At 70.4% G+C, this 24,240-nt stretch carries 22 protein-coding genes and 1 tRNA gene; 7 read left to right on the top strand and 16 right to left on the bottom strand.

The window, feature by feature from the left end; translation table 11 throughout:
* Positions 1–7 precede the first annotated feature (7 nt).
* Positions 8–1,288 carry a Na+/H+ antiporter NhaA gene (gene nhaA / locus O9K63_RS04480; RefSeq protein ID WP_277240928.1) on the top strand — a complete coding sequence of 427 codons (1,281 nt, stop codon included), beginning with the start codon at positions 8–10 and terminating at the stop codon, positions 1,286–1,288.
* Positions 1,289–1,293: 5 nt separating this feature from the next.
* Here nhaA and O9K63_RS04475 read toward each other — a convergent pair whose 3' ends face one another.
* Positions 1,294–2,196, bottom strand: coding sequence for an SDR family oxidoreductase (locus O9K63_RS04475; RefSeq protein ID WP_277240926.1), 903 nt, complete (start codon positions 2,194–2,196; stop codon positions 1,294–1,296).
* Positions 2,197–2,462: 266 nt separating this feature from the next.
* Here O9K63_RS04475 and O9K63_RS04470 point away from each other — a divergent pair, with 266 nt between their 5' ends.
* Entirely contained in the window at positions 2,463–3,728 is a 1,266-nt protein-coding gene (locus O9K63_RS04470) for an ABC transporter substrate-binding protein (protein WP_277242258.1), read from the top strand.
* Positions 3,729–3,809: 81 nt separating this feature from the next.
* On the opposite strand, the gene O9K63_RS04465 is transcribed toward O9K63_RS04470, so the two are convergent.
* The 4 genes from O9K63_RS04465 to O9K63_RS04450 are packed head-to-tail and all read right to left on the bottom strand — an operon-like array spanning position 3,810 to position 7,837.
* A complete protein-coding gene (locus O9K63_RS04465) occupies positions 3,810–4,553 on the bottom strand; it encodes an ABC transporter ATP-binding protein (protein WP_277240924.1) in 744 nt (247 codons plus the stop codon).
* Positions 4,546–5,412 (bottom strand): ABC transporter ATP-binding protein, encoded by an 867-nt coding sequence (locus O9K63_RS04460; RefSeq protein WP_277240922.1) that lies wholly within the window; start codon positions 5,410–5,412, stop codon positions 4,546–4,548. The genes O9K63_RS04465 and O9K63_RS04460 overlap by 8 nt, the downstream gene beginning before the upstream one ends.
* Positions 5,413–5,455: 43 nt before the next feature.
* A complete protein-coding gene (locus tag O9K63_RS04455) occupies positions 5,456–6,448 on the bottom strand; it encodes a branched-chain amino acid ABC transporter permease (RefSeq protein WP_277240919.1) in 993 nt (330 codons plus the stop codon).
* Positions 6,449–6,469: 21 nt separating this feature from the next.
* Positions 6,470–7,837: a branched-chain amino acid ABC transporter permease gene (locus O9K63_RS04450; RefSeq protein ID WP_277240917.1), complete on the bottom strand. Its 1,368-nt coding sequence runs from the start codon at positions 7,835–7,837 to the stop codon at positions 6,470–6,472.
* 216 nt (positions 7,838–8,053) lie between these two features.
* Here O9K63_RS04450 and O9K63_RS04445 point away from each other — a divergent pair, with 216 nt between their 5' ends.
* From O9K63_RS04445 to O9K63_RS04430, 4 genes are all read left to right on the top strand, one after another.
* On the top strand, positions 8,054–9,109 hold the full coding sequence (locus O9K63_RS04445) for a hypothetical protein (RefSeq protein ID WP_277240915.1): 1,056 nt from the start codon (positions 8,054–8,056) through the stop codon (positions 9,107–9,109).
* The gene (locus O9K63_RS04440) at positions 9,106–10,986 is read left to right on the top strand and encodes a multicopper oxidase domain-containing protein (RefSeq protein WP_277240913.1); all 1,881 of its coding nucleotides are present in this window, start codon (positions 9,106–9,108) and stop codon (positions 10,984–10,986) included. Before O9K63_RS04445 ends, O9K63_RS04440 begins: the two co-directional genes overlap by 4 nt.
* Before the next feature lie 107 nt (positions 10,987–11,093).
* Positions 11,094–11,354: a hypothetical protein gene (locus O9K63_RS04435; protein WP_277240910.1), complete on the top strand. Its 261-nt coding sequence runs from the start codon at positions 11,094–11,096 to the stop codon at positions 11,352–11,354.
* Positions 11,351–11,587, top strand: a complete 237-nt coding sequence (locus O9K63_RS04430) for a DUF2249 domain-containing protein (protein ID WP_277240908.1) — start codon at positions 11,351–11,353, stop codon at positions 11,585–11,587. The genes O9K63_RS04435 and O9K63_RS04430 overlap by 4 nt, the downstream gene beginning before the upstream one ends.
* A 96-nt stretch (positions 11,588–11,683) precedes the next feature.
* Here O9K63_RS04430 and O9K63_RS04425 read toward each other — a convergent pair.
* The 11 genes from O9K63_RS04425 to O9K63_RS04375 all read right to left on the bottom strand — a co-directional run bounded on the left by O9K63_RS04425 (position 11,684) and on the right by O9K63_RS04375 (position 22,700).
* Positions 11,684–11,757 (bottom strand) — tRNA-Pro (locus O9K63_RS04425).
* 99 nt (positions 11,758–11,856) lie between these two features.
* On the bottom strand, positions 11,857–13,335 hold the full coding sequence (der, locus tag O9K63_RS04420; protein WP_277240907.1) for a ribosome biogenesis GTPase Der: 1,479 nt from the start codon (positions 13,333–13,335) through the stop codon (positions 11,857–11,859).
* A 73-nt stretch (positions 13,336–13,408) separates the two neighbouring features.
* Positions 13,409–14,107 (bottom strand): (d)CMP kinase, encoded by a 699-nt coding sequence (cmk, locus tag O9K63_RS04415; protein WP_277240905.1) that lies wholly within the window; start codon positions 14,105–14,107, stop codon positions 13,409–13,411.
* Between the two features lie 22 nt (positions 14,108–14,129).
* Positions 14,130–15,257 (bottom strand): prephenate dehydrogenase, encoded by a 1,128-nt coding sequence (locus O9K63_RS04410; RefSeq protein WP_277240902.1) that lies wholly within the window; start codon positions 15,255–15,257, stop codon positions 14,130–14,132.
* Positions 15,254–16,180, bottom strand: coding sequence for a pseudouridine synthase (locus tag O9K63_RS04405; RefSeq protein ID WP_277240900.1), 927 nt, complete (start codon positions 16,178–16,180; stop codon positions 15,254–15,256). Before O9K63_RS04405 ends, O9K63_RS04410 begins: the two co-directional genes overlap by 4 nt.
* Complete coding sequence (scpB, locus tag O9K63_RS04400; RefSeq protein WP_277240898.1) at positions 16,177–16,827, bottom strand: SMC-Scp complex subunit ScpB; 651 nt, start codon at positions 16,825–16,827, stop codon at positions 16,177–16,179. The genes O9K63_RS04405 and scpB overlap by 4 nt, the downstream gene beginning before the upstream one ends.
* Positions 16,820–17,704: a segregation and condensation protein A gene (locus O9K63_RS04395; protein ID WP_277240897.1), complete on the bottom strand. Its 885-nt coding sequence runs from the start codon at positions 17,702–17,704 to the stop codon at positions 16,820–16,822. The genes scpB and O9K63_RS04395 overlap by 8 nt, the downstream gene beginning before the upstream one ends.
* A gap of 5 nt (positions 17,705–17,709) precedes the next feature.
* Positions 17,710–18,597 (bottom strand): ParA family protein, encoded by an 888-nt coding sequence (locus O9K63_RS04390; RefSeq protein WP_277240895.1) that lies wholly within the window; start codon positions 18,595–18,597, stop codon positions 17,710–17,712.
* A 66-nt stretch (positions 18,598–18,663) separates the two neighbouring features.
* On the bottom strand, positions 18,664–19,575 hold the full coding sequence (gene xerD / locus O9K63_RS04385) for a site-specific tyrosine recombinase XerD (protein ID WP_277242257.1): 912 nt from the start codon (positions 19,573–19,575) through the stop codon (positions 18,664–18,666).
* 1,056 nt (positions 19,576–20,631) lie between these two features.
* Positions 20,632–21,999, bottom strand: coding sequence for a histidine--tRNA ligase (gene hisS / locus O9K63_RS04380; protein WP_277240893.1), 1,368 nt, complete (start codon positions 21,997–21,999; stop codon positions 20,632–20,634).
* Entirely contained in the window at positions 21,996–22,700 is a 705-nt protein-coding gene (locus O9K63_RS04375) for an MBL fold metallo-hydrolase (protein ID WP_277240892.1), read from the bottom strand. The genes hisS and O9K63_RS04375 overlap by 4 nt, the downstream gene beginning before the upstream one ends.
* A gap of 57 nt (positions 22,701–22,757) precedes the next feature.
* On the opposite strand from O9K63_RS04375, the gene O9K63_RS04370 reads away from it, so the two are divergent.
* Entirely contained in the window at positions 22,758–24,134 is a 1,377-nt protein-coding gene (locus O9K63_RS04370; RefSeq protein ID WP_277240891.1) for a DUF349 domain-containing protein, read from the top strand.
* Positions 24,135–24,240: the final 106 nt, after the last annotated feature.

The following is a 24,240-nucleotide window of genomic DNA, read 5'->3' as shown; positions in this document are numbered from 1 at the left end:
GGTCCCCATGACCGATCCCGAGACGACCTCCACGAGCAGGCTCGCGCCCCACGAGCTGTGGCGCGGTGTCCGCGAGAACGCCCGCAGCGACGCCTTCGGCGGCGGCCTCCTTCTCGTGGCGACGGTGTTCGCCCTGGTGTGTGCCAACACTCCTGCCGTCGAGATGTACGAGTCCCTGAGGGACACCCACCTCGGCCCGTCGGCGCTCCACCTCGACCTGTCCGTCGGGGAGTGGGCCGCTGACGGCCTGCTGGCGATCTTCTTCTTCGTCGTCGGTCTGGAGCTGAAGGAGGAGTTCGTCGCGGGCAAGCTGCGCGACCCGAAGACGGCCGCCCTGCCGATCGCTGCGGCGGCTGGTGGCGTCATCGTCCCGGCAGCGATCTACTTCGCCATCACCATGTCCGCCGGGGGCGAGGCGCTGCAGGGCTGGGCGATCCCGACCGCCACCGACATCGCCTTCGCCGTGGCGGTCCTGGCCGTGGTGGCTCGCGGCCTCCCGTCGGCGCTGCGGGTCTTCCTGCTCACCCTGGCGATCGTCGACGACCTCATCGCGATCACGATCATCGCCGTCTTCTACGCCCAGGGACTGCAGCTGCAGTGGCTGTTGCTCGCACTCGTCCCGCTGGCACTCTTCACGGTTCTCGTCCAGCGCGGGGTGCTCGCCTGGTGGCTCCTGGTGCCCCTGGGCTTCGCCACCTGGGCCCTGGTGCACCTCTCGGGGATCCACGCCACCGTGGCGGGAGTCCTTCTCGGCTTCACCGTGCCGGTCGTGGCCACGGCCCGAGCCCGGGTGCTCAGCTACACGACCGAGGAGGGCGAGCCGGTCTACAACGGGCTCACTGCCTACCTGGCGGACCAGTGGGGCATCTTCTCCACCCTCGTGGCCGTGCCGGTCTTCGCCTTCTTCTCCGCCGGCGTCACGGTCGGCGGGATCGCGGGGATGACCAAGGCGCTGCAGGACCCGATCACCATCGGCATCATCCTCGGTCTCGTCGTGGGCAAGCCGATCGGCATCGTCGGGACCACCTTCCTGCTCAGCCGGCTCCCCGCCTTCCAGCTGGACTCGGACCTGAGCTGGCCCGACATGGTCGGGATGGGGTTCGTCGCCGGTGTCGGGTTCACCGTCTCGCTGCTCGTGGGTGAGCTCGCCTTCGGCAGCTCCAGCGTCGCCGACGAGCACGTGAAGATCGGGGTCCTCCTGGGCTCCTTCACCGCAGCCGTCTGCGGCGCGGCCATCCTGGGCGTCCGCGCGCGCCGGTCGACCGGCGACGCAGTCGCCGCCTCCTGAGCGCCTCAGAAGACGGGCTTGCCGCCGGTGACGCCCAGGACCGTGCCGGAGACATAGCTCGCCTCCGCCGGTGAGGCCAGGTAGACGAAGGCCCCGGCCAGCTCGCCCGGCTGCCCCGCTCGCCCGAGGGGCGTGTCGGCTCCGAATGCCTTGATCTTCTTCTCGGGCTGGGTGGCCGGCTGGAGCGGGGTCCAGATGGGCCCGGGAGCGACGGCGTTGACCCGGATGCCGCGCTCGCCCACCTCGGCCGCGAGGTTGACGGTGAAGTTGTTGATCGCCGCCTTGGTCGATGCGTAGTCCAACAACGACGGCGAGGGCTCGAAGGCCTGGATGGAGCTGACGTTGATGATGCTCGACCCTCGACCGAGGTGCGGCAGGGCCGCCCGCGTCATCCAGAAGAGTGCGTAGAGGTTGGTCTTGAAGACCCGGTCGAGACGCTCGTCGGAGATGTCCTCGATCCCCTGGTCCCGGGCCATCTGCACCCCTGCGTTGTTGACGAGGACGTCGATCCCGCCCAACCCCGACACGGTGCTCGCGACGACGTCGGCGCACACCTGCTGGGACTGCAGGTCACCCGGGCACAGGACGACCTCCCGCCCGGCATCACGGACCCAGTCCGCGGTGGCCTCCGCGTCCTCCTGCTCCTCGGGCAGGTAGGACAGCGCCACGTCAGCGCCCTCCCGGGCGAAGGCGATGGCCACGGCTCGACCGATCCCCGAGTCCCCGCCGGTGATCAGCGCCCGCATCCCCTGCAGGCGACCGGAGCCGACCCACGTCTCCTCGCCGTGGTCCGGGACCGGTTCCATCCGGGCGCTCGACCCCGGCAGCTCCTGCTGCTGCGCAGGGAATCCGCCGTCCTCGCCGGTCGTCATCGCTGCCGCCCTCGTGCTGATCTCGGACTCGTTCATGGGTTGTCCTCCTTCGTCGTCTGCCAGGACGTCTCCCCTCCGACTACCCCTCCACCCGGAAGGCAAACCGGTCCCTTGCCCGGTGGCCGGAGGTCGTGGACCGGCACCGCAGGTCTCGAGCGGGTCACAGGTGATTCAGAAGGGCCGACTTGTCCCGTGCCCGGTGCTAGCGTTCCCGCATCCACATGGCCGGGGAAGGGTCACGCCGACAACGATGCCGGTCGGACCCTCGGCAGTTTGTCTAAGGAGAACGTATGCGTGTGAGCATGCGCACGAAGACGCTCAGTGTCACAGCGGCGGCGCTGATGGTGCTTTCCGCCTGCGGCGGAGGGGGCGACGGGGGCGATGGCGGCGACGACGCGGGCGGCGGTGGCGGTGGTTCGAGCGAGCCCCTGCAGCTGGGCTACGTGCTCCCCGAGACCGGGCAGCTCGCCTTCCTGGGACCGCCCCAGATCGAGGCCACCAAGTACGCGATCAGCGAGATCAACGCTGCCGGCGGGGTCCTCGGGCAGGACATCGGCGACCTCGTCAGCGGTGACGAGGCCGACACCGCGGCCATCGCCTCCCAGTCGGCCGAGCGGGTGCTCAACGCCGACGTCGATGCCATCATCGGAGCCGCGGCCTCGGGCATGTCCCTGGCGATCATCGACAAGATCACCGGGTCCCAGGTCGTGCAGTGCTCCGGCTCCAACACCGCACCGACGTTCACCGGGTACGAGGACGACGGTTTCTACTTCCGCACCGCTCCGTCGGATGCCATGCAGGGCCCGGTCCTCGCTGAGACGATCATCGGTGACGGGTACAGCAACGTCGCCCTGATCGGGCGCGCCGACGACTACGGCAAGGGCCTGGTGGATGCCACTGCGGAGGCGCTCGAGAGCTCGGGCGCGACGGTCGCCACCAAGGAGATGTACGACCCGAAGGCGACCAACTTCGACGCCGTCGTCCAGAAGGCCTCGGGCGCGAAGCCCGACGCAGTCGTATTGATCGCCTTCGAGGAGGGCAAGCAGATCCTCTCGGGCCTGGTGGAGTCGGGCATGACCACCGACGAGGTCGGCCTCTACGGCGCGGACGGTCTGCGCAGCGAGGAGCTGCCGGAGCTGGTGAACGAGAACGACCCCAGCGTCCTGTCGGGCATGAAGGGCACGGCCCCGGCGTCGTCGGCCAACGATGCCTTCCTGAAGGATCTCCAGGAGTTCGCGCCCGACCTGAAGGAGACGCAGTTCGCCCCGCAGGTCTTCGACTGCGTCAACATCATCGCCCTGGCTGCCGAGCAGGCGGAGAGCACCGACCCAATCGACTTCAAGGAGGAGGTCGGCGGGGTGACCAAGGACGGTGAGGAGTGCTCCACCTTCGAGGAGTGCAAGGGCATGATCGAGGAGGGCACCGACATCAACTACCAGGGTGCCAGCGGTCCGTTGGACTTCACCGACGACGGTGAGCCGGGCGCGGCCTCGATCGAGGTGTACACCTTCAACGACGAGGGCGACCTCGAGACCGTCCGGGTGCAGGACGTCACCGCAGAGGAGTGATCGGGGCAGATGCTCCACGACGAAGGGCCCGGCCGCATCGCGCGGTCGGGCCCTTCGTCGTCGGAGGTGGCAGGTGAGGGGTCAGATGCGCGCGAGGGTCCCCAGGTAGAGCTCGATGACCTTCGGGTCGTGCAGGAGCTCCTTGCCCGTCCCGGTGTAGGCATTCTGGCCCTGGTCGAGGACGTAGGCGCGGTCGGAGATCTCCAGGCAGTTGGTGGCGTTCTGCTCGACCATGAGGATGGAGACGCCGGCCCGGTTGATCTTCAGGACCGACTCGAAGACGGCGTCCTGCATCATCGGCGAGAGTCCTGCGGACGGCTCGTCGAGGAGGAGGACGGCCGGGTCGGTCATCAGGGCACGCCCCATCGCCACCACCTGACGTTCGCCACCGGAGAGGGACCCGCACTTCTGGCCGCGTCGCTCGGAGAGCAGGGGGAAGATCTCGCTGACCACGGCGAAGCGGGTGCCGAACTCCTTGGGCCGCAGGTACATCCCCATCTCGAGGTTCTCCTCGACGGTCAGCGACGGGAAGACGTTGTTGTTCTGCGGGACGTAGCCGACTCCCTCGGAGACCATGGCGTGCGCCGGCAGGGACGTGATGTCCTTCTCGGCCAGCAGGACCTGGCCACCGGTCACGGGTACCAGACCGAACATGGCCTTGATCAACGTCGACTTCCCGGCGCCGTTGGGGCCGATGATCCCGACGAGCTCGCCCTTGTCCACCCGGGCGTTGCACCCACGCAGGATGTCGACCCCCGGGATGTACCCGGCCACCAGGTCGACCGCGGTGAGTACCGTCTCGCGGGTCGGTTCGCTGTCATTCATCGCCGGTCTCCTTCTCCTGCTGGGGCAGGCTGCGCCGCGTCCCGAGGTAGGCGTCGATGACGGCCTTGTCCCGGCGGATGTCGTCCGGGCGACCTTCGGCGATCAGCCGTCCCTGGGCGAACGTCGTCACCCAGTCGCTGATCCCCATCACGACGTCCATGTCGTGCTCGACGAGGACGATGGTCATCCCCTCGTCGCGCAGCGTCTGGATGTGCCCGAGCAGGGACTGGGTGAGGGCCGGGTTCACGCCGGCCATCGGTTCGTCGAGCATGATCATCGTCGGCTCGACCATCAGGGCGCGCGCCATCTCCAGCAGCTTTCGCTGGCCGCCGGACATCGTGCCGGCGAACTCGTCCCGCATGTGGGCCAGGTTGAAACGCTCCAGGAGCTCGTCCGCCCGCGTCCCGATCTCGGCTTCCTGCGATCTCCACGGGAACCGCAGCAGTGCGGGGACGAATCGCTCCCCCACCTGGTGGGTCGCGCCGAGCATGAGGTTCTCGCGTGCCGTCAGCCGGGTCAGCGCCTTGGTCAGCTGGAAGGTGCGGACCATCCCCCGTCGGGCCACCCGGTGCGCGGGCAGCTTGGACACGTCCTGACCCTGGAAGCTCCAGGTGCCGCTGTCCGGTGTGTCGAACCCGGAGACGACGTTGAAGAAGGTCGACTTCCCGGCACCGTTGGGGCCGATGAGGGAGGTGATCGTCCCGCGCTGGATCTCGAGGTGGTCGACGTCGACCGCCTTGAGACCGCCGAAGCTGCGCACGACGTCGTCGGCGACGAAGATCGGGTCGGGCTTCGCGACACCCGGCTCCGGACGCACCCCCACGAGCTGCGCCGCTCCCACGGTCGGTGCTTCGCTCATCGCGGCATCCTTCCTCGGCCCGTCCGGCACCCCGTGCACCTGGTCATCGGACATCGAGCCTCAGCTCCTTCTGGTTCCCGAGGATCCCCGCCGGTCGGAAGACCATCAGCAGGACCAGACCGAGACCGACGAGGAGGAATCGGGCCGCTCCGACGTCGCCGCTGTCGAGGACCGACGGGGAGATGAGTCCCGAGGAGGTCGCACTCCGCAGGAAGGCGTCGAAGAAGGTGACGATGAACCAGAAGATGATCGAACCCAGGACGGGGCCCAGCACCCGACTGGCACCGCCGAGGATGACGATCGTGTACAGGTAGAAGGTCACCTTCGGGTCGTAGCTGTCCGGCTGCACGGACTGGATGCTGATCGCCATGAGCACTCCGGCAAGCCCACCCAGGGCCCCACCGAGCACGAGGCTCTGCAGCTTGAAGCCGTAGGCGCTCTTGCCCAGGCTCCGTGCGGCCAGCTCGTCCTCACGCACCGAGCGCAGCACCCTCCCCCACGGGCTGCTGATCAACAGCTTGACCATGAGGCAGCCGAGGGCCACCAGGCCCCAGCCGACGGTCATCACCCACATCGAGCGGTGGTCGAAGGTGACCTGCCCCCACCCGTACGTCCCGGAGGGGTAGGGATTGAGCACGAAGAACTCCCCGGCGAACTGGCGCAGACCGTAGACGCCCCCGGTGAGCGGCTCGAGGGTGCTCGAGCGGTAGAAGTACCTGAGGACCTCGGCAGCGGCGATGGTGGCGATCGCCAGGTAGTCCCCACGCAATCGCAGCGTGGGAAGGCCCAGAAGAAGTGCCAGCAGGATCGCGCAGACGATCCCCAGGAGGACGCCCACCCACATCGACCACCCGAAGACGGCGACCGACACGGCGACGCCGTAGGCACCGACGAGCATGAAACCCACCTGGCCGAAGTTGAGCAGGCCGGTGTAGCCGAAGTGGATGTTCAGACCGATCGCGGCCAGCGCATAGATCGCCGCCTCGGGTCCGAACATCCCGCGAACGGCGTTGCCGATGATGCTGGGCCAGTCCATTTCTCTCCTTGACTCGTCGGTCTAACCGACGCGCTCGGCCCGGCCAAGGATCCCTTGGGGGCGCACGAGCAGGACGATGATGAGAACGAGCAGGGCCCAGGCGTTCTGCAGCTCGGTGGGGAACCACAGGGTCGACAGCTGGGCCACGAGACCGACGACCAGGCTGCCGACCACGGCGCCGAAGGCACTGCCCAGGCCCCCGAGGATGACGCCGGCGAACATCAGCAGCAGCAGGTTGAACCCCATGTCCCAGTAGATGGCCGTGGTCAGGCCGTAGAACACGCCACCGAGCGCAGCCAGGCCCCCACCGAGGATCCAGACGAAGAGGACGACCCGGTTGACGTCGATGCCCGAGGACTCCGCCAGGTCCCGGTTGTCGGACACCGCACGCATCGCCTTGCCCATCCGCGTGCGCTGGAGCATCAGCCCGACACCGATGATGACCACGATGGCGACGACGGTCACCGTCAGGTCCCGAGGCGTGATCGAGACCGGGCCGAGGTCGATCTCCGACTGGAGCGCGTACTGGTCGTACTGCTGACGTCGGCCGCCGTAGAAGATCAGCAGCAGGTGTCGCAGGAACAGTGAGACGCCGATGGAGATGATGAACATCTGGATCAGTCCGGTCCCCCGCAGCCGCAGGGGCCGCCACAGACCGCGTTCGAGCGCTGCGCCGGCCCCGCCACCGATGACGATGGCCACGAGGGCGGCGAGCACGAGGGGCAGGTCGAAGACGCCGGCGGAGAAGAAGAAGGCGGCGATGGCGCCGAGCGCGACCAGCTCCCCGTGGGCGAAGTTGATCAGGCCGGTGGTCCCGAAGACCAGGGACAGCCCCACCGAGGTGATGGCGATGATGGTGCCGTACTTGATGCCCTCCACGACGAGCTGGAGGAACCGGCCGGTGAAGTCACTGCCGCCGTCCCCGGCGGTGGTCCCCGCCGAGGTGTCGGACTCCGTGGAATCCGCGTCGTCGGTCCCGGACGGTGTCCCCGACTCCTGCTGCTCCCCCTGTGGGATGAGCGGGAAGATCACCGTCGAGTCGCGCCCCGCCCGCACCTGGACCGCGGGCAGGGTCTCCCCGCCCTTGTCGCGGGTCTGCAACCCGTCGGGCAGTGTCGAGGTGTCGAGGGTCACCTCGTACGTGCCGGGGCCCGGCACCTCGATCCGCCACTCCCCCTTCGCGTCGGTCGTGGCGCTCCCGGCATCGGTGACCGTGAGGGTGACTCCCTCGATGGGCTCCCGATCAGGTCCCCGCAGGATGCCGGTGATCGCGGGCTCCTCGGCTGCGGCGAGCGACGCCGGGCCGGCGACGGCGTGCGCCATGGCCGTCGGAGCCCCGAGCAACATGAAGAGCAGCGCCCCGAAGGCCACCGCGAGGCGCGTTCGCACGTGCTGTCCTCCGGAAACGTCGTTGTGTACCGCTGCGGAGCATAACCGGCACCGGGACGAACAGGGGACCAAAAGCTGGACGTACACCCGACTGTGACCTTGGGTCGCGGCCCAACCGAGCAGCCTTCCGGCGACGTGCTGCAGCACAGTCACCGTCAGTTATATACGGTTGGTCTCGTGAAAAATATTGGGACGGCGTCACCCCTCTTCCGCGGAGTGTTTCTGCTCCCCGCGGGCCTGGCCATGCTCGCCGGTGTCAATGCCGCACTCGTGCTCGTCGGCGTGTGGGCGCCCGCACCGACCGCACGGGCCGGCGATCTCCACGGGATGCTCATGGTCGGCGGCTTCCTGGCCACGCTCATCGCGCTGGAGCGGGCGGTTGCGCTCCGGCATGCTCTGGCCTTCTCCGCGCCACTCCTCCTGGGTGCGGGGGGAATCGCCCTGCTCACCCCCCTGCCCCTGGTGGTGGGTCAGACCCTCCTGGTCAGCGGTGGCATCGCCCTCGTCACCGTCTACGCCGCCCTCTTCCAGCGCAACCACGACGACGTCGTACTCGTCGAGCTCCTCGCCGCCCTCCACCTGTCGATCGGCGCCGGGCTCTGGCTCCGGCTCGACGTGCCCTGGCTGATGCCGTGGCTCGTGGGCTTCGTCGTCCTCACGATCTGTGCCGAACGAGTCGAGCTGGCGCGGCTGCACATGCCGCCCACCGGAGGACGCACCCTGGTCCTGCACGCGGGAGTCCTGACCATCACCCTCGTCGCCACTCTGCTGTGGCCGTCTGCCGGGGCGAGGCTCAGTGGTCTGGTCATCGCCTCGCTCGTGCTCTGGCTCGTGCGCAACGACGTCGCTCGCCGGACGATCCGGGCCACGGGTCTCCCGCGCTTCAGCGCGGCCGCGCTGCTGGGCGGCTACGTCTGGCTCCTCCTGGCAGCGGTGGTCTGGCTCGTCGGCGGCGCCCGGACGAGCGGCGTCCACTACGACCTCGTGGTCCACGCGGTCATGCTGGGGTTCGCCATCTCGATGGTCATGGCCCACGCCCCGGTGATCCTGCCGGCGGTGCTGCGCCGCCCCCTTCCCTATCGACCGGTGATGTGGGCCCCCTTCGTCCTGCTGCACATCGGCCTGGCGATCCGTCTCGTCCCCGGAGACCTCGCCGGCCTGCACACCGTGTGGCAGACGGGCGCGGTCCTCAACGTCGTCGCACTCCTGGCCTTCGTCGTCGTCGCCGCCGGGTCGGCCATCGCCGGACCCGTACCCGGGAGGGCCTCGTGAGCGAGAAGATCCGCCTTGGGGCGCTGGGAGGCTGGTTGGGGCAGAGCCCTCCCCCGACCTTCTCGCTGCCGTCCTCGGCAGCGGGCATGGTGTGGCTCGTCATCGGCCTGGCCACCACGCTCCATGCCGCGCTCTCCGATGGGCCACCGGCTGCGGTGACGACCGGCCGGGTGGCCCTCATCCTCCTCGTGGGCTTCGCACTGCAGATGCTGCTGGGCGTCACCACCCGCGTCCTGCCCCGTCGGCTCGGCCGGAGCCCGGCAGCGACGCACGACGCTGCCGCCGAGCTCGAGCGGTGGGGCACCGGCAGGGTGGTCGTGACCAATCTGGGCCTGGCCCTCCACCTCCTCCCCACCCCACCGTTGGTGCGCCTCGTCATCGCCGTCCTTGCAGGGCTCGCCCTGGCGCTGGCACTCCCCCTGCTGGTCCGTGCGGTCCGGGCCGCACGTGCTGCGGTGCCGCAGAGGGAGGTCGACCTCCCCCGGGAGGGGCGTCCGGCGGGACCGGCGGCCCCCGCCTGGTCGCGTCTGGAGCTCCTCACCGGCGCAGGGATCATCGCGCTCGGCACGAGCGTGGGCGTCGGCCTGGATCCGGCCGCCGCGGGCCTGGGTCGGGCCGCCGGCGGTGGCGCACGGCGCGACGTCGTGGGGACCGGTCGCACGCGACGGGTGCGAGTTCGGGCCCACGACATGCGGTTCCACCCGGAAGAGGTCTCGGTCGACGTGGGCGACCGGCTGGTGATCGAGCTGGAGAACACCGACTCGACCGACATCCACGACCTCGTCCTGGCCGACGGCACCGCGTCCCCACGGCTCTCCCCCGGCGGGCGGGCGACGCTGGAGGTCGGTCCCGTGGGGGCACCCACGCAGGGATGGTGCTCCGTCGTCGGGCACCGTCAGATGGGGATGGTCTTCCGGATCACCGCCACGGGGTCCGTGAACGGCACGCAGGAGCCGAGTCACGACCGCGACGACGAGGCGCCGCGGATCGACTTCAGGGACAGCTGGGGCGAGGACTTCACGGGGATCGACCCGACCCTGCCACCCCTGGGGGACTCCTCGGTCCGCGAGGTGACCCTGACCGTCTCGGAGGTGCCGATCGAGATCGCTCCGGGCGTGACACAGCTGCGCTGGACGTACAACGGCGACTCGTTGGCCCCCACCCTCCACGGGCGGGTCGGCGACCGCTTCGTGGTCACCCTGGTCAACGAGGGGACCATGGGTCACTCGATCGACTTCCACGCGAGCGAGGTCGCACCGAACCGGGAGATGCGCACCATCCCGCCCGGAGAGAGGTTGCGCTACGAGTTCACGGCCGCTCGCGCAGGGATCTGGATGTACCACTGCGGCACCCCGCCGATGTCGACGCACATCGCCTCGGGGCTCGCCGGGGCGGTCGTGGTCGAGCCCGAGGGCCTGGCCGAGGTGGACCGCACGTACGTCATCGCCCAGTCGGAGATCCACCTCGGACCCCAGGGTGAGGCGGTCAACAGCACGAAGGTGGTCGATGACGAGCCCGATGCCGTCGTGTTCAACGGCTACGTCAACCAGTACGTCGACCGCCCGCTGCGGGCGAAGGTGGGCGAACGCATCCGTGTCTGGGCCCTCGACCTGGGACCGAACCGGCCACTGTCGTTCCACGTCGTCGGAGCGCAGTTCGACACGGTGTACAAGGAGGGTGCCTACCGGCTGAAGCGTGGTCGCGGCCCGCTGGACCCACCGGGAACCACCTCGGGCGGGTCCCAGTCACTCGGCCTGCTGGCTGCCCAGGGTGGCTTCGTCGAGCTGGCCTTCACGGAGCCGGGCCGCTACCCCTTCGTCAACCACGTCATGAGCGACGGCGAGCGGGGCGCGCTGGGCCTGTTCGAGGTCACCTGAGCCCTCGTGCCTGCCGTGGGAGGCGACCGCTGTCGCCCGGGCAGAGTGGTGCGGTAACGTGCGCGTATAAACACGGGATTGACCGTGTTTAATGACGAGGGAGACGCATGGCACCTGACGCCCCGCACGCCCAGTCGCCGGATGCGGCCCTGGACGGCACGGTCGAGGTCGCTCTCAAGGCGCTGCGCGCGCTGGGTCAGCACGGTCACCCGGACGCCGCGAGCCGTCTGGCGGCGCGGGCGTGGTGGGTGCTGCGCGACTCGCACCCGCGCGAGGCCGAGCGGGTCAACGGACTCATGCACTTCCTCGCCCGACTGCCCGCAGAGGCGGGAGCTCCACCCACACAAGCACCGAAGGAGAGAGCATGAGCACCGACCAGCAGCTCGATGTCCGCGCGGAGGCCCCGGCCCAGCGCCACACCCTGATCCTGGAGACGTACCACGCACTGGCCCCGGGATCGGGCTTCGAGCTGGTCAACGACCACGACCCGAAGCCCCTCTACTACCAGTTCGACGCCGAGTACACGGACCAGTTCACCTGGGACTACCTCGAGCAGGGGCCCGAGGTCTGGCGCGTGCGGATCGGTCGTCCGACGGTCTGAGACGAGGGCGCGGGCGCACCGCCCCCGCGGAACGGCGACGGCCGGACCTGCACGAAGCAGGGCCGGCCGTCGCTGATGTCGCGGGACATCACCCGGTCGGGCTGACAGGATTTGAACCTGCGACCCCGTGACCCCCAGTCACGTGCGCTACCAAACTGCGCCACAGCCCGTGGCTGCTCCGTCAGGAGCCACGTCACCTTATCCCACGCGGGCCACGCCGTCCCAATCGACCCGTGGCGTGTCCCGGCGACCCACTGGCGGAGCGGAGCTCAGCGCCGGCGGCGCTTCTCGCGCACCCTCACCGAGATCTCGATGGGCGTGCCCTCGAAGCCGAACTCCTCGCGCAGGCGACGCTCCAGGAAGCGCCGGTACCCGGCCTCGAGGAACCCCGACGCGAAGATGACGAAACGCGGCGGCCGGGTGGACGCCTGGGTCGCGAAGAGGATCCGCGGCTGCTTGCCCCCACGCACGGGGTGCGGGTGGCCCGCCACGATCTCGCCGAGCATCCCGTTGAGGCGGGAGGTCGGGATCCGGCTGTCCCACGAGTCCAGGGCGGTGTCCAGGGCGGGAGTGAGCTTCTCGACGTGGCGACCGGTGAGGGCCGAGACGTTCACGCGCGGCGCCCAGGTGACCTGGATGAGCTCCCGGTCGATCTCCTTCTCGAGGTAGTAGCGCCGCTCCTCGTCGAGCAGGTCCCACTTGTTGTAGGCGATGACCAGTGCCCGACCGCTCTCCACGACCTGGCTGATGATCCGCAGGTCCTGCTCCGTGATCGGCTCGTGGGTGTCGATGAGCACCACCGCGACCTCGGCCTTCTCCAGTGCCGCCTGGGTGCGCAGCGACGCGTAGAAGTCCGCGCCACGCGTGTGCTTGACCCGACGACGGATACCGGCGGTGTCGACGAACTTCCACGGACGGCCACCGAGCTCGATGATCTCGTCGACCGGGTCGCGGGTGGTCCCGGCGACGTCGTCGACGACCACCCGGTCCTCCCCGGCGAGGCGGTTGAGCAGACTCGACTTGCCGACGTTGGGTCGGCCCAGGAGCGCGACCCGCCGCGGCCCGCCCGCCATCGGGGCCGTGCCCGTGGCGGAGACCTCCGGGAGGACGTCGAGGACGGCGTCGAGGACATCGCCGCTCCCCCGTCCGTGGAGGGCGGACAGGGGCATCGGCTCACCGAGACCGAGGTTCCACAAAGCAGCGGCGTCGGCCTCGAAACGCTGGTCGTCGACCTTGTTGGCCACGAGCACCACCGGCTTGCCCGAGCGGCGCAGCAGCCGGACGACCGCCTCGTCGTCGTCGGTGGCGCCGACGATGGCGTCGACGACGAAGATGACGACGTCGGCCATCTCGATGGCGATCTCGGCCTGCTCGGCCACCCGCAGGTTGATCCCCTCGGCACCGATCTCCCAGCCGCCCGTGTCGAGCAGCGTGAAGTCGCGTCCGGCCCACTCCGCCTCGTAGGCGACGCGGTCCCGGGTGACGCCCGGCGTGTCCTCCACGACCGCCTCGCGGCGGCGCAGGATGCGGTTGACGAGCGTCGACTTGCCGACATTCGGCCGTCCGATGATCGCGACGACGGGGAGCGGGCCGCTGGGGGCCTCCTCCGACGACTCCTGGAAGCCGTCGATGAGCGCCCGGTCCTCCGGCGTCAGCTCGAAGTCGTCCAGACCCGCGCGCAGGACGCGCTCGACGCCCTCGGCGTGCTGGTCGTGACCGGCGTCGGTCGGCTCGGGGGTGGTGTCCACGGTGCTCCTGGTGAAATCGGTGGGGTTGTGCACATTGTCGCAGTCATCGGGCCGATGACCGGACTCGTCGCGCTCAGCTCGCCCGGGCGGCGCGGACCACGGCCATGACGGCGTCCACCGAGCCGTCGAAGTCCAGCTCCGAGGTGTCCACCACGACGACACCGTCAGCGGCCACGGTGAACTGGGAGACGGTCGAGTCGTCACGGTCACGGCGCACCACCTGGTCGCGCGTGGCGGCGATGGCGGCCTCGTCGCTGGCACCGTGCACCTCGAGCGAGCGGCGACGCAGCCGCGCCTCCTCGCTCGCGGTGAGCAGGATGCGCACGTGCGCGTCGGGAGCGACCACGGTGGTGATGTCCCGCCCCTCGGCGACGCACGCACCCCTGCGGGCCGCGATGTCGTCGATGAGCGCCCGTTGGCGACGGCGCATCTCGGTACGCACGGCCGGCACGGTGGCCACCCGCGAGACCTGCGAGGAGATCCCGCTGCTGCGGATCTCCTCGGCGACGTCGGTGCCGTCGACGTGCACGCACGGCGCCACGGGGTCGTCCCCGATCTCCAGCGGCAGCGACCGTGCTGCTGCGGCGACGGCCTCGTGGTCGAGCAGGTCGACCTCGTCGTGCAGGCACCACCACGTCAGGGCCCGGTACATCGCCCCCGTGTCCAGGTAGCCGGCGCCGATCGTGCTGGCGACGGTCCTCGAGACACTCGACTTCCCCGATCCGGAGGGTCCGTCGACGGCAATGACGAAGGGGGTGGGCTGGCTGGTCACGAGGGGTCAGCCTAGTCGGTGCTCAGCTGTGGATCTGCCAGCCCCGCGACTGCAGGGCCTCGGTGAGGGGCCCCGCGACCTGGGGCAGCACGTGGACCTCGGCGAGTCCGAAGGGCAGCCCGATGCCGTGGTCGAGGCGCAGGTCCTCGAGGTTGACGCCTTCCTCGCCGATCTCGACGAGCAGCCGGGCCAGCTCTCCGGGGCTGTCGTCGACGACGACGCTGACGACCGAGTATGCGGCCGTCCCCGCACCGTGCTTGCCCGGCAGGCGCGAGTGGCCGGCGTTGCCGTCGGCGATGCTGCGCGCCAGGACGGCACGGGCGCCGGGTGCATCGGCCACGTCGTCCTCGCTGTCACCCAGGGCGTCCAGGGCGCCGACGACACGGGTGAGGTCCGCGGACAGGTCGCGCAGGATCGCTGCCACGGCGGGTGCGTTGCCGGACAGGATCTGCGTCCACAGGCCCGGGTCGCTGGCGGCGATCCGGGTGACATCGCGCACGCCCTGGCCGGCGAGACCGATGGCCTGCTCGCTCAGGTGCTCCAGGCGGGCGGCGACGAGCGAGGCGGCGACCTGGGGCACGTGCGAGACGGCGGCGACGGCGGCGTCGTGGTCCGGCGGGCTGAGCGTGCGCACCGCGGCACCCGTCGCCCGGGCGAGGCGGGCCACGAGCTCGGTGGCCCGGGGGTCGGTGGTCTCGTGCGGGCAGAGCACCCAGGACCGGCCCTCGAAGAGGTCGGCGCGGCCGCTGATGGCGCCCGAGCGCTCGCGCCCGGCCATCGGGTGGGACCCGATGTACCGGTCGATGGGCACGCCGGCGCGCACGACGTCGGCGAGGATGACCTGCTTGACCGAGGTGACGTCCGTGACGACGGCCTCCGGCCACCGGCGCAACGACTCCACCACGATCCCGGGCGCGACGTCCGGGGGCGTGGCGACGACCACGAGTCCGGGTGAGACCTCGCCGGTGATCCTGCCGGCGCCGAGGTCACGGGCCAGCGCCACCGAGGTCTCGGACTGGTCCTCGAGGGAGACGTCCACGCCGACTCCCCGGAGGGCCAGTCCGGCGCTCGTGCCGATCAGCCCGGCGCCGACGATGTGCACGGGTGGGAGGCCGGAGGCGGCCCCCTTCGCCTCTGCCGAGGTCGTCACAGCCCCGCGGCCTTGTACAGCTTGCCGATCTCGTCGCGGTTCAGCGGCCGCCACCGGCCGGACTTCGTCGAGCCGAGCGTGATCGGACCGACCTGCGTGCGCACGAGGGACAGCACCGGGTGACCGACCTGCTCGAGCATGCGCCGCACGATGTGCTTGCGCCCCTCGTGGAGGATCACCTCGACGATCGCCTTGCCGGGGCGCGAGTCGATGATCCGGAAGGAGTCGACCGAGACCGGCCCGTCGTCGAGCTCGATGCCCTCGCGCAGGCGCTTGCCCAGGTCCTTGGCGACCGGGCCGGGCACCTCGGCGACGTAGGTCTTGAGCACACCGTGGGCGGGGTGCTGGAGTCGGTGGGCCAGGTCCCCGTCGTTGGTGAGGATGAGCAGGCCCTCCGTGTCGGCGTCGAGCCGGCCGACGTGGAAGAGGCGCTCGGGCCGCCCCGCGACGTAGTCGCCGATGCTGAGCCGACCGAGCTCGTCGGACATCGTCGTGACGACACCGACGGGCTTGTTGAAGGCGAGGTACACGCGCGACTCGTCCAGCTGCACCCGCTCGCCGTCGACGTGCACCGTCTGGTTGAGGGGGTCGACCCGCACGCCGAGCTCGGTGACCACGTGGCCGTCGACCATGACGCGGCCGTCGGTGATCAGCTGCTCGCACGCCCGGCGCGAGCCGATGCCCGCCGCGGCGAGGACCTTCTGCAGCCGGGTGCCCTTGGGGTCGTGGACGTCGATCTGCGGGCCCGTGGGCTCCGGCGGGGCGAGGTCGGGCTGCCCGGGCCGGGTGCGCCCGGTGGTGCCGCGCTCGGGCTGCTGGCGACCTCCTTGGCCACGCCGGCGCTGACCGGGGCCGCGGTTGGGTCCGCGGCCGCTGGGTGCGCCGGATCCGCCGGAAGGGCGTCGGTTGCTGGGCGGTGTCATGGTCGGGCCTCACTCACGAGATCGTCGAGCACTGCGGCATCGGGAAGGTAGGGGGCGAGCGGGGGCAGGTCGTCCAGGGAGTTCAGCCCCATCCGCTCGAGGAAGTAGGCGGTCGTCCCGTAGAGGGTCGCACCGGACTCCTCGTCCTTGGTGACCTCCGTGATCAGGCCGCGTGTCAGCAGGGTACGCACCACGCCGTCGACGTTGACCCCGCGCACGGCTCCGACCCGGGCCCGCGAGACCGGCTGGCGGTAGGCGATGACCGCCAGGGTCTCCAGCGAGGCCCTGGTCAGCTTCGCCTGCTGCCCGTCGAGGACGAAGCGCTCGACGACCGGCGCGTAGGCCGCGTGGCTGTAGAAGCGCCACCCGCCGCCGACGTTGCGGACGGTGAAGCCGTGCTCCCCGCCGGAGTACTGGTCCTCGATCTCCGCCAGGACGGCGCGCACCTCCTCGACGGGGAGCTCGAGCACGGACGCCAGCGCGACGTCGGTCACGGGCTCCTCGACGACCATGAGGACGGCCTCGATCGCCCCCTTCGCTCCCCCGGGCAGCTCGCCGACGTCGAAGGCGACCTGGACGTCCTCGCCCTCGGGCTCGGGCACGTCCGCCTCCACGGGCGGGTCGGCGTGGTCGGTGGGCTCACTCATCGTTGCTCTCTCCATCATCGGGCGAAGGGGGTGGTGCCTCCCCCTCGTCGAACTCGGCACCGACGTCCACGGTGCCCTCCTCGCTCCCGGTCCACCGCACGTCCAGCTCGCCGAGCGCCTCGGCCTGGTCGAAGACGACCTGCTGGTCGCGGAAGAGCTCCAGCAGCGCCAGGAATCGTGCGACGACCATCAGGGTGGAGTCCGCGTCCCGGACGAGCGTCCGGAAGGAGAGCGCGCCCTCCGTGCGCAGGCGGTCGACGACGAGGAGCGCCTGCTCACGCACGCTCACCGCAGACGCGTGCAGGTGGGTCAGGCCGACGGTCTCCGGCTCCTTGGGGGTCAGTGTCCGTGCGGCCACCATGGCCAGCTGCTCGGGGGTGACGTTCATGACCAGCTCCGGCAGGAGCGTGGCGAGGTGCGGCTCGAGGCCGGCCTGACGCGGGGTCATCCGGCCGGTCGTGGCCATCGTCGCCTCGACGTGGTCGGCAACCTCCTTGAACGCGCGGTACTGCAGCAGCCGCGCGAAGAGCAGGTCCCGGGCCTCGATCAGCTCGAGGTCGTCCTCGTCCGTCTCCCGGGTGTCGGGCAGCAGCCGGGCGGCCTTGATGTCGAGCAGCGTCGCGGCGACGAGCAGGAACTCGCTGGTCTGCCCCAGGTCCCACGCGGGCTCGCTCGCCTGCAGCGCGCGCAGGTGCGCCATGAACTCGTCGGTGACCCTGGCCAGCGCGATCTCGGTGATGTCCAGCTGGTGCTTGGAGATCAGGCCGAGCAGCAGGTCGAAGGGACCCTCGAAGTTGTCCAGGTGGACGGTGAAGGCCTTCTCGGACCCGCGTGTGGTGATGACCCCGCCGGGGACCGCGGTGTCGGCGCCGTCCACGGCCGTCAGGGAGACCCGCCCCGCGAGATGAGCTCGCGGGCCAGCTGCCGGTAGGCATTGGCGCCGGAGTGGCCCGTGGCGTAGGTGGTGATCGGCTCGGCGGCGAGCGTCGCGTCGGGGAACTTCACCGTCCGGGAGATGACGGTGTGGAAGACCTTGTCGCCGAAGTGCTCCACAACCGACTCGACGACCTCGCGGCTGTGCAGGGTGCGACCGTCGTACATCGTCCCGAGGATCCCGTCGATGCTCAGGGCGGGGTTGAGCCGGTCGGTGATCTTGTTGATCGTCTCGACGAGGAGGGCGACGCCGCGCATGGCGAAGTACTCCGTCTCCAGCGGGATGATCACGCCGTGGGCGGCGGTCAGCGCGTTGACGGTGAGCAGCCCGAGGGAGGGCTGGCAGTCGATGAGGATGACGTCGTAGTCGTCGACGACTGGACGCAGGACGCGGGCCAGGATCTGCTCGCGGGCGACCTCACCGACGAGCTGGACCTCCGCGGCCGACAGGTCGATGTTGGCCGGGGCGACGTCCAGGCCCTCGACGGAGGTGTGCTGGATGATCTCGGTGATGTCGTGGCCGCGGGAGACGAGCAGGTCGTAGATCGTCGTGTCGAGCGAGTGCGTGGGCACGCCGAGACCGACGGACAGCGCACCCTGCGGGTCGAAGTCGACGAGCAGGACACGACGGCCGGCCTCGACGAGCGCTGCGCCGAGGTTGATCGTCGTGGTCGTCTTGCCGACGCCGCCCTTCTGGTTGCACATGGCGATGATGCGTGCCGGGCCGTGGGAGTCCAACGGCTGTGGTTCCGGGAAGGTCGGCAGGGGTCGACCGGTCGGCCCGTTCTGGGTCCATTCGTGCTCGATGTCGAGCGGCGGCGTCACCTCGGATGCCACAGTCGGATCACTCCATCGCGTCTCGCGTGCGTTCAGCGTCTCGCTGATCGATCAGCGATGACACTATCAGCGCGCGCGGGGATGACTCTGTGCGTAGACCTCACGCAGTTGCTGGACGGTCACCATCGTGTAGATCTGCGTGGTCGTCACGGAGGCGTGGCCGAGCAGCTCTTGGACCACGCGGACATCGGCGCCCCCCTCGAGCAGGTGCGTGGCGAAGGAGTGCCGGAGGGTGTGCGGCGAGACGTGCCCGGTCAGACCGGCGCGTTCCGCGGCTGCGGTGATGACGGCCCAGGCGCTCTGCCGCGACAGGCGGGCACCGCGCTGGTTGAGGAAGAGCGCCGGGCCCGCCTTCCCCTTCGCCCCCAGCTCGGGCCGCCCGCGCACCAGCCAGGCCTGCACGGCCTCGCAGGCGTAGGAGCCGAGCGGCACGATCCGCTCCTTGCCGCCCTTGCCGAGGAGCCGGGCCGCTCCCACCTCGAGGTCGAGGTCGTCCACGTCGAGACCGACCGCCTCCGAGATCCGGGCCCCCGTGCCGTACAGCACCTCGAGCAGCGCCCGGTCGCGCAGCGGCAGTGCCCCGTCGCCGGCACCGGCCGCGTCGAGCAGTCGGGTGACCTCCGTGACGCTGATGGCCTTGGGCAGGCGCGAAGGGGGCGCCGGCGGGGCGACGTCCTCGGCCGGGTCGTGGGTGGTCTGCCCCTCGAGGGCGAGGAACCTGTGCAGCCCGCGCACGGCGGTGAGGGAGCGGGCGGCCGAGCTGGCCGCCAGCGGCGGATGCTCGTCGTCACCGGAGCGGAGCGAGGCGAGGAAGTCGGCGACGTGGGCCTCGGTGACCTCGGTGGGCGCGGTGACGCCCCGGGCCGCCAGGTGGTCGAGGTAGCGCCGTGCGTCACGGGTGTAGGCGGTCAGGGTGTGGGCGGAGACTCCTCGCTCGACGTCCAGCTGCGTCAGCCAGGTCCGCACGGCCCGCTCCATGGGGGTCGTGCTCACGGACAGCGCTCCCCTTCCGCGGACGTTCACGTGGCTTCGTTGAGCCGTGGACACCCCATTGTGCCCACGGGTGGCGAAGCCACGCCGGGAGTTTAGGGCGGCGTGCGTGACGGAGACCATGCCTGTGTCCGATTCGCAATGATCACTCATTTGGGCGGGGGCTCTGCAGCAGGCCTGTCCGTGGGTGGTCCTTCGTGCCTACGCTCCTGCTCCACCTCGCGGTCAGTGCCCGTGAGGTGGAGCAGGAGCGTAGGCAGTGGGATCTTCGGCTGCGTCCGCCCCAGCACACCGGGGCCGGCGTCGGTGCTGGCGCCCCTCGTCCACAAGCACCTTCCTGTCCGGGCACGGCCCACGCATCGTCCGTCTCCGCGTCCACGTCGGCCCTTCCGGGTGTGCAGTAGGGACATGGATCCGTCCGGAGACGACGACGAAGGGGACATCACGTGCCCGATGTCCTGCACGTGGTGCGCCGATCAGGGCGATGGTGCATGTGAGGACTGCCTGCCCTGCCTCTTCTGGCCCCGTCCGGCACCGACCGAGAAGGCCGGCCCCTCACCACTGCCGGGTAGGACCTCGCCCGTGCTGTCGGACGTCCTCGCCCGCGAGCGTGCGCGGATCACCCTCGGGCGGCGGATCGGTCTCGTACTGTGACGTCATCGACGGAAGAGCCGTCACAGTCAACGCGAGACGGCACAGGAGATCGGGTGGAGTCGCTCCGCCCTCGCCAGGGCCGAGGTCGATGCGGCTGCCCTCCCCCTCCACAAGGTCGAGACCCTACTGGCGCTGACCGGCCACCGTCTCGCCATCGTCCCCGAGACCGTTGAGACCGCCAGCGCTCTCGGCGAGGAGAGTGACGTGGCGTGGGGGGTCCCTGATCTCGTGGCTCGGGATGCCGGCAGACGACGACTGCCGGCCACCGGCACAGTACGCTTCCGGTCCTCGACCGAGCGCCTGGTCGACGGACGATGCATCGGCCATGAGGGCCCGTGGGTGTGGACGCGCGCCCGGTGGCCGTGCTGCACGTGGTGCACCGGGACGCTCTCACTCCTCCAGACGCACGACCTGCGGGTGCAGGTCGTCCTCCGGGCAGGCCCACGTGGAGGCCTCCGCGTCGACCTGGTCGCCGGAGCGGATGTCCTTGACCTGGTCCCCCGCCTCCCCTGCGCCCGGGAACCACACGAAGGGGATCCCGCGACGCTCCGCAAAGCGGATCTGCTTGCCGAACTTCGCCGCGGCCGGTGACACCTCGCACGGGATCCCCCGCGACCGCAGCGCGGTGGCCACGGCCACGGACGCCGGCCGGCTCCCTTCGTCCGTCACCGCCACGAGGACCGCCGAAGGGGTCTTGCGGCTCGCTCCGACCAAACCCTTGCCGAGCAGCAGGCCGAGGAGCCGGGAGAGGCCGATGGAGATGCCGACGCCCGGGTAGGTGTTCCTGCCGTCGCTCGCGAGCTCGTCGTAGCGACCGCCGGAGCAGAAGGAGCCCCAGGACTCGTACCCGACGAGCTGGGTCTCGTAGACCGTGCCGGTGTAGTAGTCGAGCCCGCGGGCGATGCGCAGGTCGGCGACCATCGCACCGGGCGCGGCCGCCGCCCCGGTCTCGATGACCGCGGCCAGCGCGCTGAGGCCCTCGTCGAGGACGGGGTGTGCCACGCCGAGGTCGCGGACGCGCTCGACGAAGGAGGTGTCCTGCGTGCGGATCGTGGCCAGGTCGAGGCAGGCCTGCGCCTGCTCGGGCGTGCGTCCGGCCCCGACGAGGAGGGCAGCGACCTCGTCCGGGCCGATCTTGTCCAGCTTGTCGATGATGCGCAGGGTCTCCTGGATCTCCGTCTCGTCCTCCGCGCCGATCCCCAGCCCGCGGTAGAAGCCCTCGGGGATCTTGCGGTTGTTGACCTGGATGACCATCTCCGGGATGGGCAGCCTGGCGAAGATCTCGGCCATGACCAGCGGCATCTCCGCCTCGAAGTGGGGCGCCAGCTCCCCGACGTCGACGACGTCGATGTCGCACTGGGTGAACTCCCGGTAGCGCCCCTCCTGGGGACGCTCGCCCCTCCAGACCTTCTGGATCTGGTGGCGACGGAAGGGGAAGTTCAGCCGGCCGGCGTTCTCCACCACGTAGCGGGCGAAGGGCACGGTCAGGTCGAAGTGCAGCCCGAGCTCCGCATCCGGCCGCCCCTCACCCTCGTCGGCGAGGCGGTGGATGCCGTAGATCTCCTTGTCGGCATCGCCGCCCTTGCCGAGCAGGCGCTCCACCGGCTCGACCGAGCGCGTCTCGATCGACGGGAATCCGTGCAGCTCGAAGGTGGAGCGGATGACGTCGAGGAAGTGCTGCTCGATGATCCGCTGCTCGGGCAGGTACTCGGGGAACCCGGACAGGGGCGTGACCTTGGTCGGTCGGGGGTTGCTCATGACAGTCCTTGCAGGTACGGGTTGGTCGCCTTCTCGCGGGCCAGCGTCGTCGCCGGACCGTGGCCGGGCAGGACGAGGCTGGAGTCCGGCCGCGGATGGACGACGTCGCGGAGGGAGCGCTGCATGGCCTCTGCCGACCCCCCGGGGAGGTCGGTGCGGCCGATCGACCCGGCGAAGAGCACGTCCCCGGTGATGAGGGTGCGGTCGACCTCGGCCTCGTCCGGGATGCCGTCGGGCAGTCCGGGAAGGGAGAACATCACCGATCCCTCGGTGTGGCCGGGCGCGTGGACGACGTCCAGGTCGATACCGGCCACCGAGACGGTCTCGCTGTCGGTCACCTCGACGACGTGCTCGGGCTCGCGCCAGGTCGCCTTCCGGCCGAACTGCTGCTCGAGCATCCCGGTCAGCTGGTCGCCGAGCGAGGAGCTGCCGAGCGGGTCGACGAGGCGGTAGCGGTCGTCGGAGTGGATGTAGGCCGCCAGCTCGCCGCCGCAGACCGGGGTCACCGAGTAGACGTGGTCGATGTGACCGTGGGTCAGCAGCACCGCGGCCGGCTTGAGCCTGTGGGTCGTGAGCACCTCGCGGAGGGTCTCCTCGATCCCGATGCCGGGGTCGACGACGAGGCACTCCTCGCCGGGTCCGTCCGCGAGGACATAGCAGTTCGTCCCGAAGGCCTGCGCCGGGAAGGAGATGGTCAGCACGCACCGAACCCTACGTGGAGGCCTGCATCCGCCGCGTGAATGGGTAACCTCGAGAGTGTGAGCGACGAGACAGATGCCCCGCGCCCCACGGCGCCCTCGCCAGCAGCCCTGGCCAAGCTGGCTCCCACCCGACCGACCGTGACCCCGGCCCCCGAGATCCAGGCGGTCACGGACGACCACAGCGCGTCCGCGGCCTTCGGCCGGGTCGACGAGGAAGGACGCGTCTTCGTCCGCGACGGGGACGAGGAACGCGAGGTCGGCTCCTACCCGGGTGCCTCGCCCGAGGAGGCCCTGCAGTACTTCGCCCGCAAGTACGACGAGCTCTTCGCCTCAGCCGGACTGCTGCGCCAGCGCCTCGACTCCCCCGAGGTCACCGCCAAGGAGATCGCGGACGGGCTGAAGTCCCTGCACGAGCATGCCGACAGGCCCAATGTCGTCGGCGACCTGCCGGCTCTGGCCGCTCTGATCGCCGAGGTCGACGCGGGTCTGGCCGACAAGCGCGAGCACGAGGCGAGCGCGCGCGCCGAGGCGAAGAAGGTGGCCGCGGCCGAGCGCGAGGTCATCGTCGCCGAGGCGGAGAAGATCGCTGCGCAGCCGGTCGAGAAGGTCCAGTGGAAGCAGTCCACCGCCCGCATGCGGGAGCTGCTGGACGAGTGGAAGGCGCACCAGCGCGGCAAGGTCCGCCTGGACAAGGACGTCGAGGCACCCCTCTGGCAGCGCTTCTCCAAGGCCCGCAACGGCTTCGACAAGGCGCGTCGTGCCCACTTCGCCAAGCTCGAGCAGTCCCGTGGGGAGATCAAGGCCCACAAGGAGGAGCTCGTCGCGGAGGCCGAGCGGCTGTCGACCTCCACGGACTGGAACGCCACCGCCGGGGCGTTCAAGCGCCTGATGGACCAGTGGCGCCGGGCCGGCCGCGCAGGCCGGGCCGACGACGACCGGCTCTGGGAGCGGTTCCGCACCGCCCAGGACGCCTTCTTCAACGCCAAGGACGCCGAGGCGGCCAAGGAGGACGAGGCCTTCCGCGGCAACCTCGCCGTCAAGGAGGGCATCCTCGCCGAGGCCGAGGCGCTCCTGCCGGTCAAGGACCTGGAGAAGGCCAAGTCCGCGCTGCGTGACATCCAGGAGCGCTGGGAGGCGGCGGGCAAGGTGCCGCGGCGCGACATCGACCGCATGGAGAAGGGCATGCGCCGCGTCGAGCAGGCCGTGCGTGACGCCGAGGACAAGAAGTGGTCGTCCGTCAACCCGGAGAAGTCGGCCCGCGCCGCCTCCATGGTCACCCAGCTCGAGTCCAAGGTGACCGATCTCGAGTCGGACCTGGAGCGGGCCGAGGCCAAGGGGGACTCCTCCCGGGCGAAGCGGATCCGCGAGCAGATCGGGGCCCAGCAGATGTGGCTGGACCAGGCCCGCAAGGGGCTGGACGAGTTCGGCGGCTGACGGCACCGACACCGAAGGGCCGATCGGCGCTGCGACGGGAGCCCCGGGATCACGACACGGTGATCTCGGGGCTCCGATCGTGATCGGGCCGTGTGGCGACCCCCGA

Source organism: Janibacter cremeus (assembly GCF_029395675.1).
GTDB lineage: Bacteria > Actinomycetota > Actinomycetes > Actinomycetales > Dermatophilaceae > Janibacter > Janibacter cremeus_A.
The sequence above is the reverse complement of the archived record's forward strand: the minus strand, read 5'-3'. Positions and strand labels throughout refer to the sequence as shown.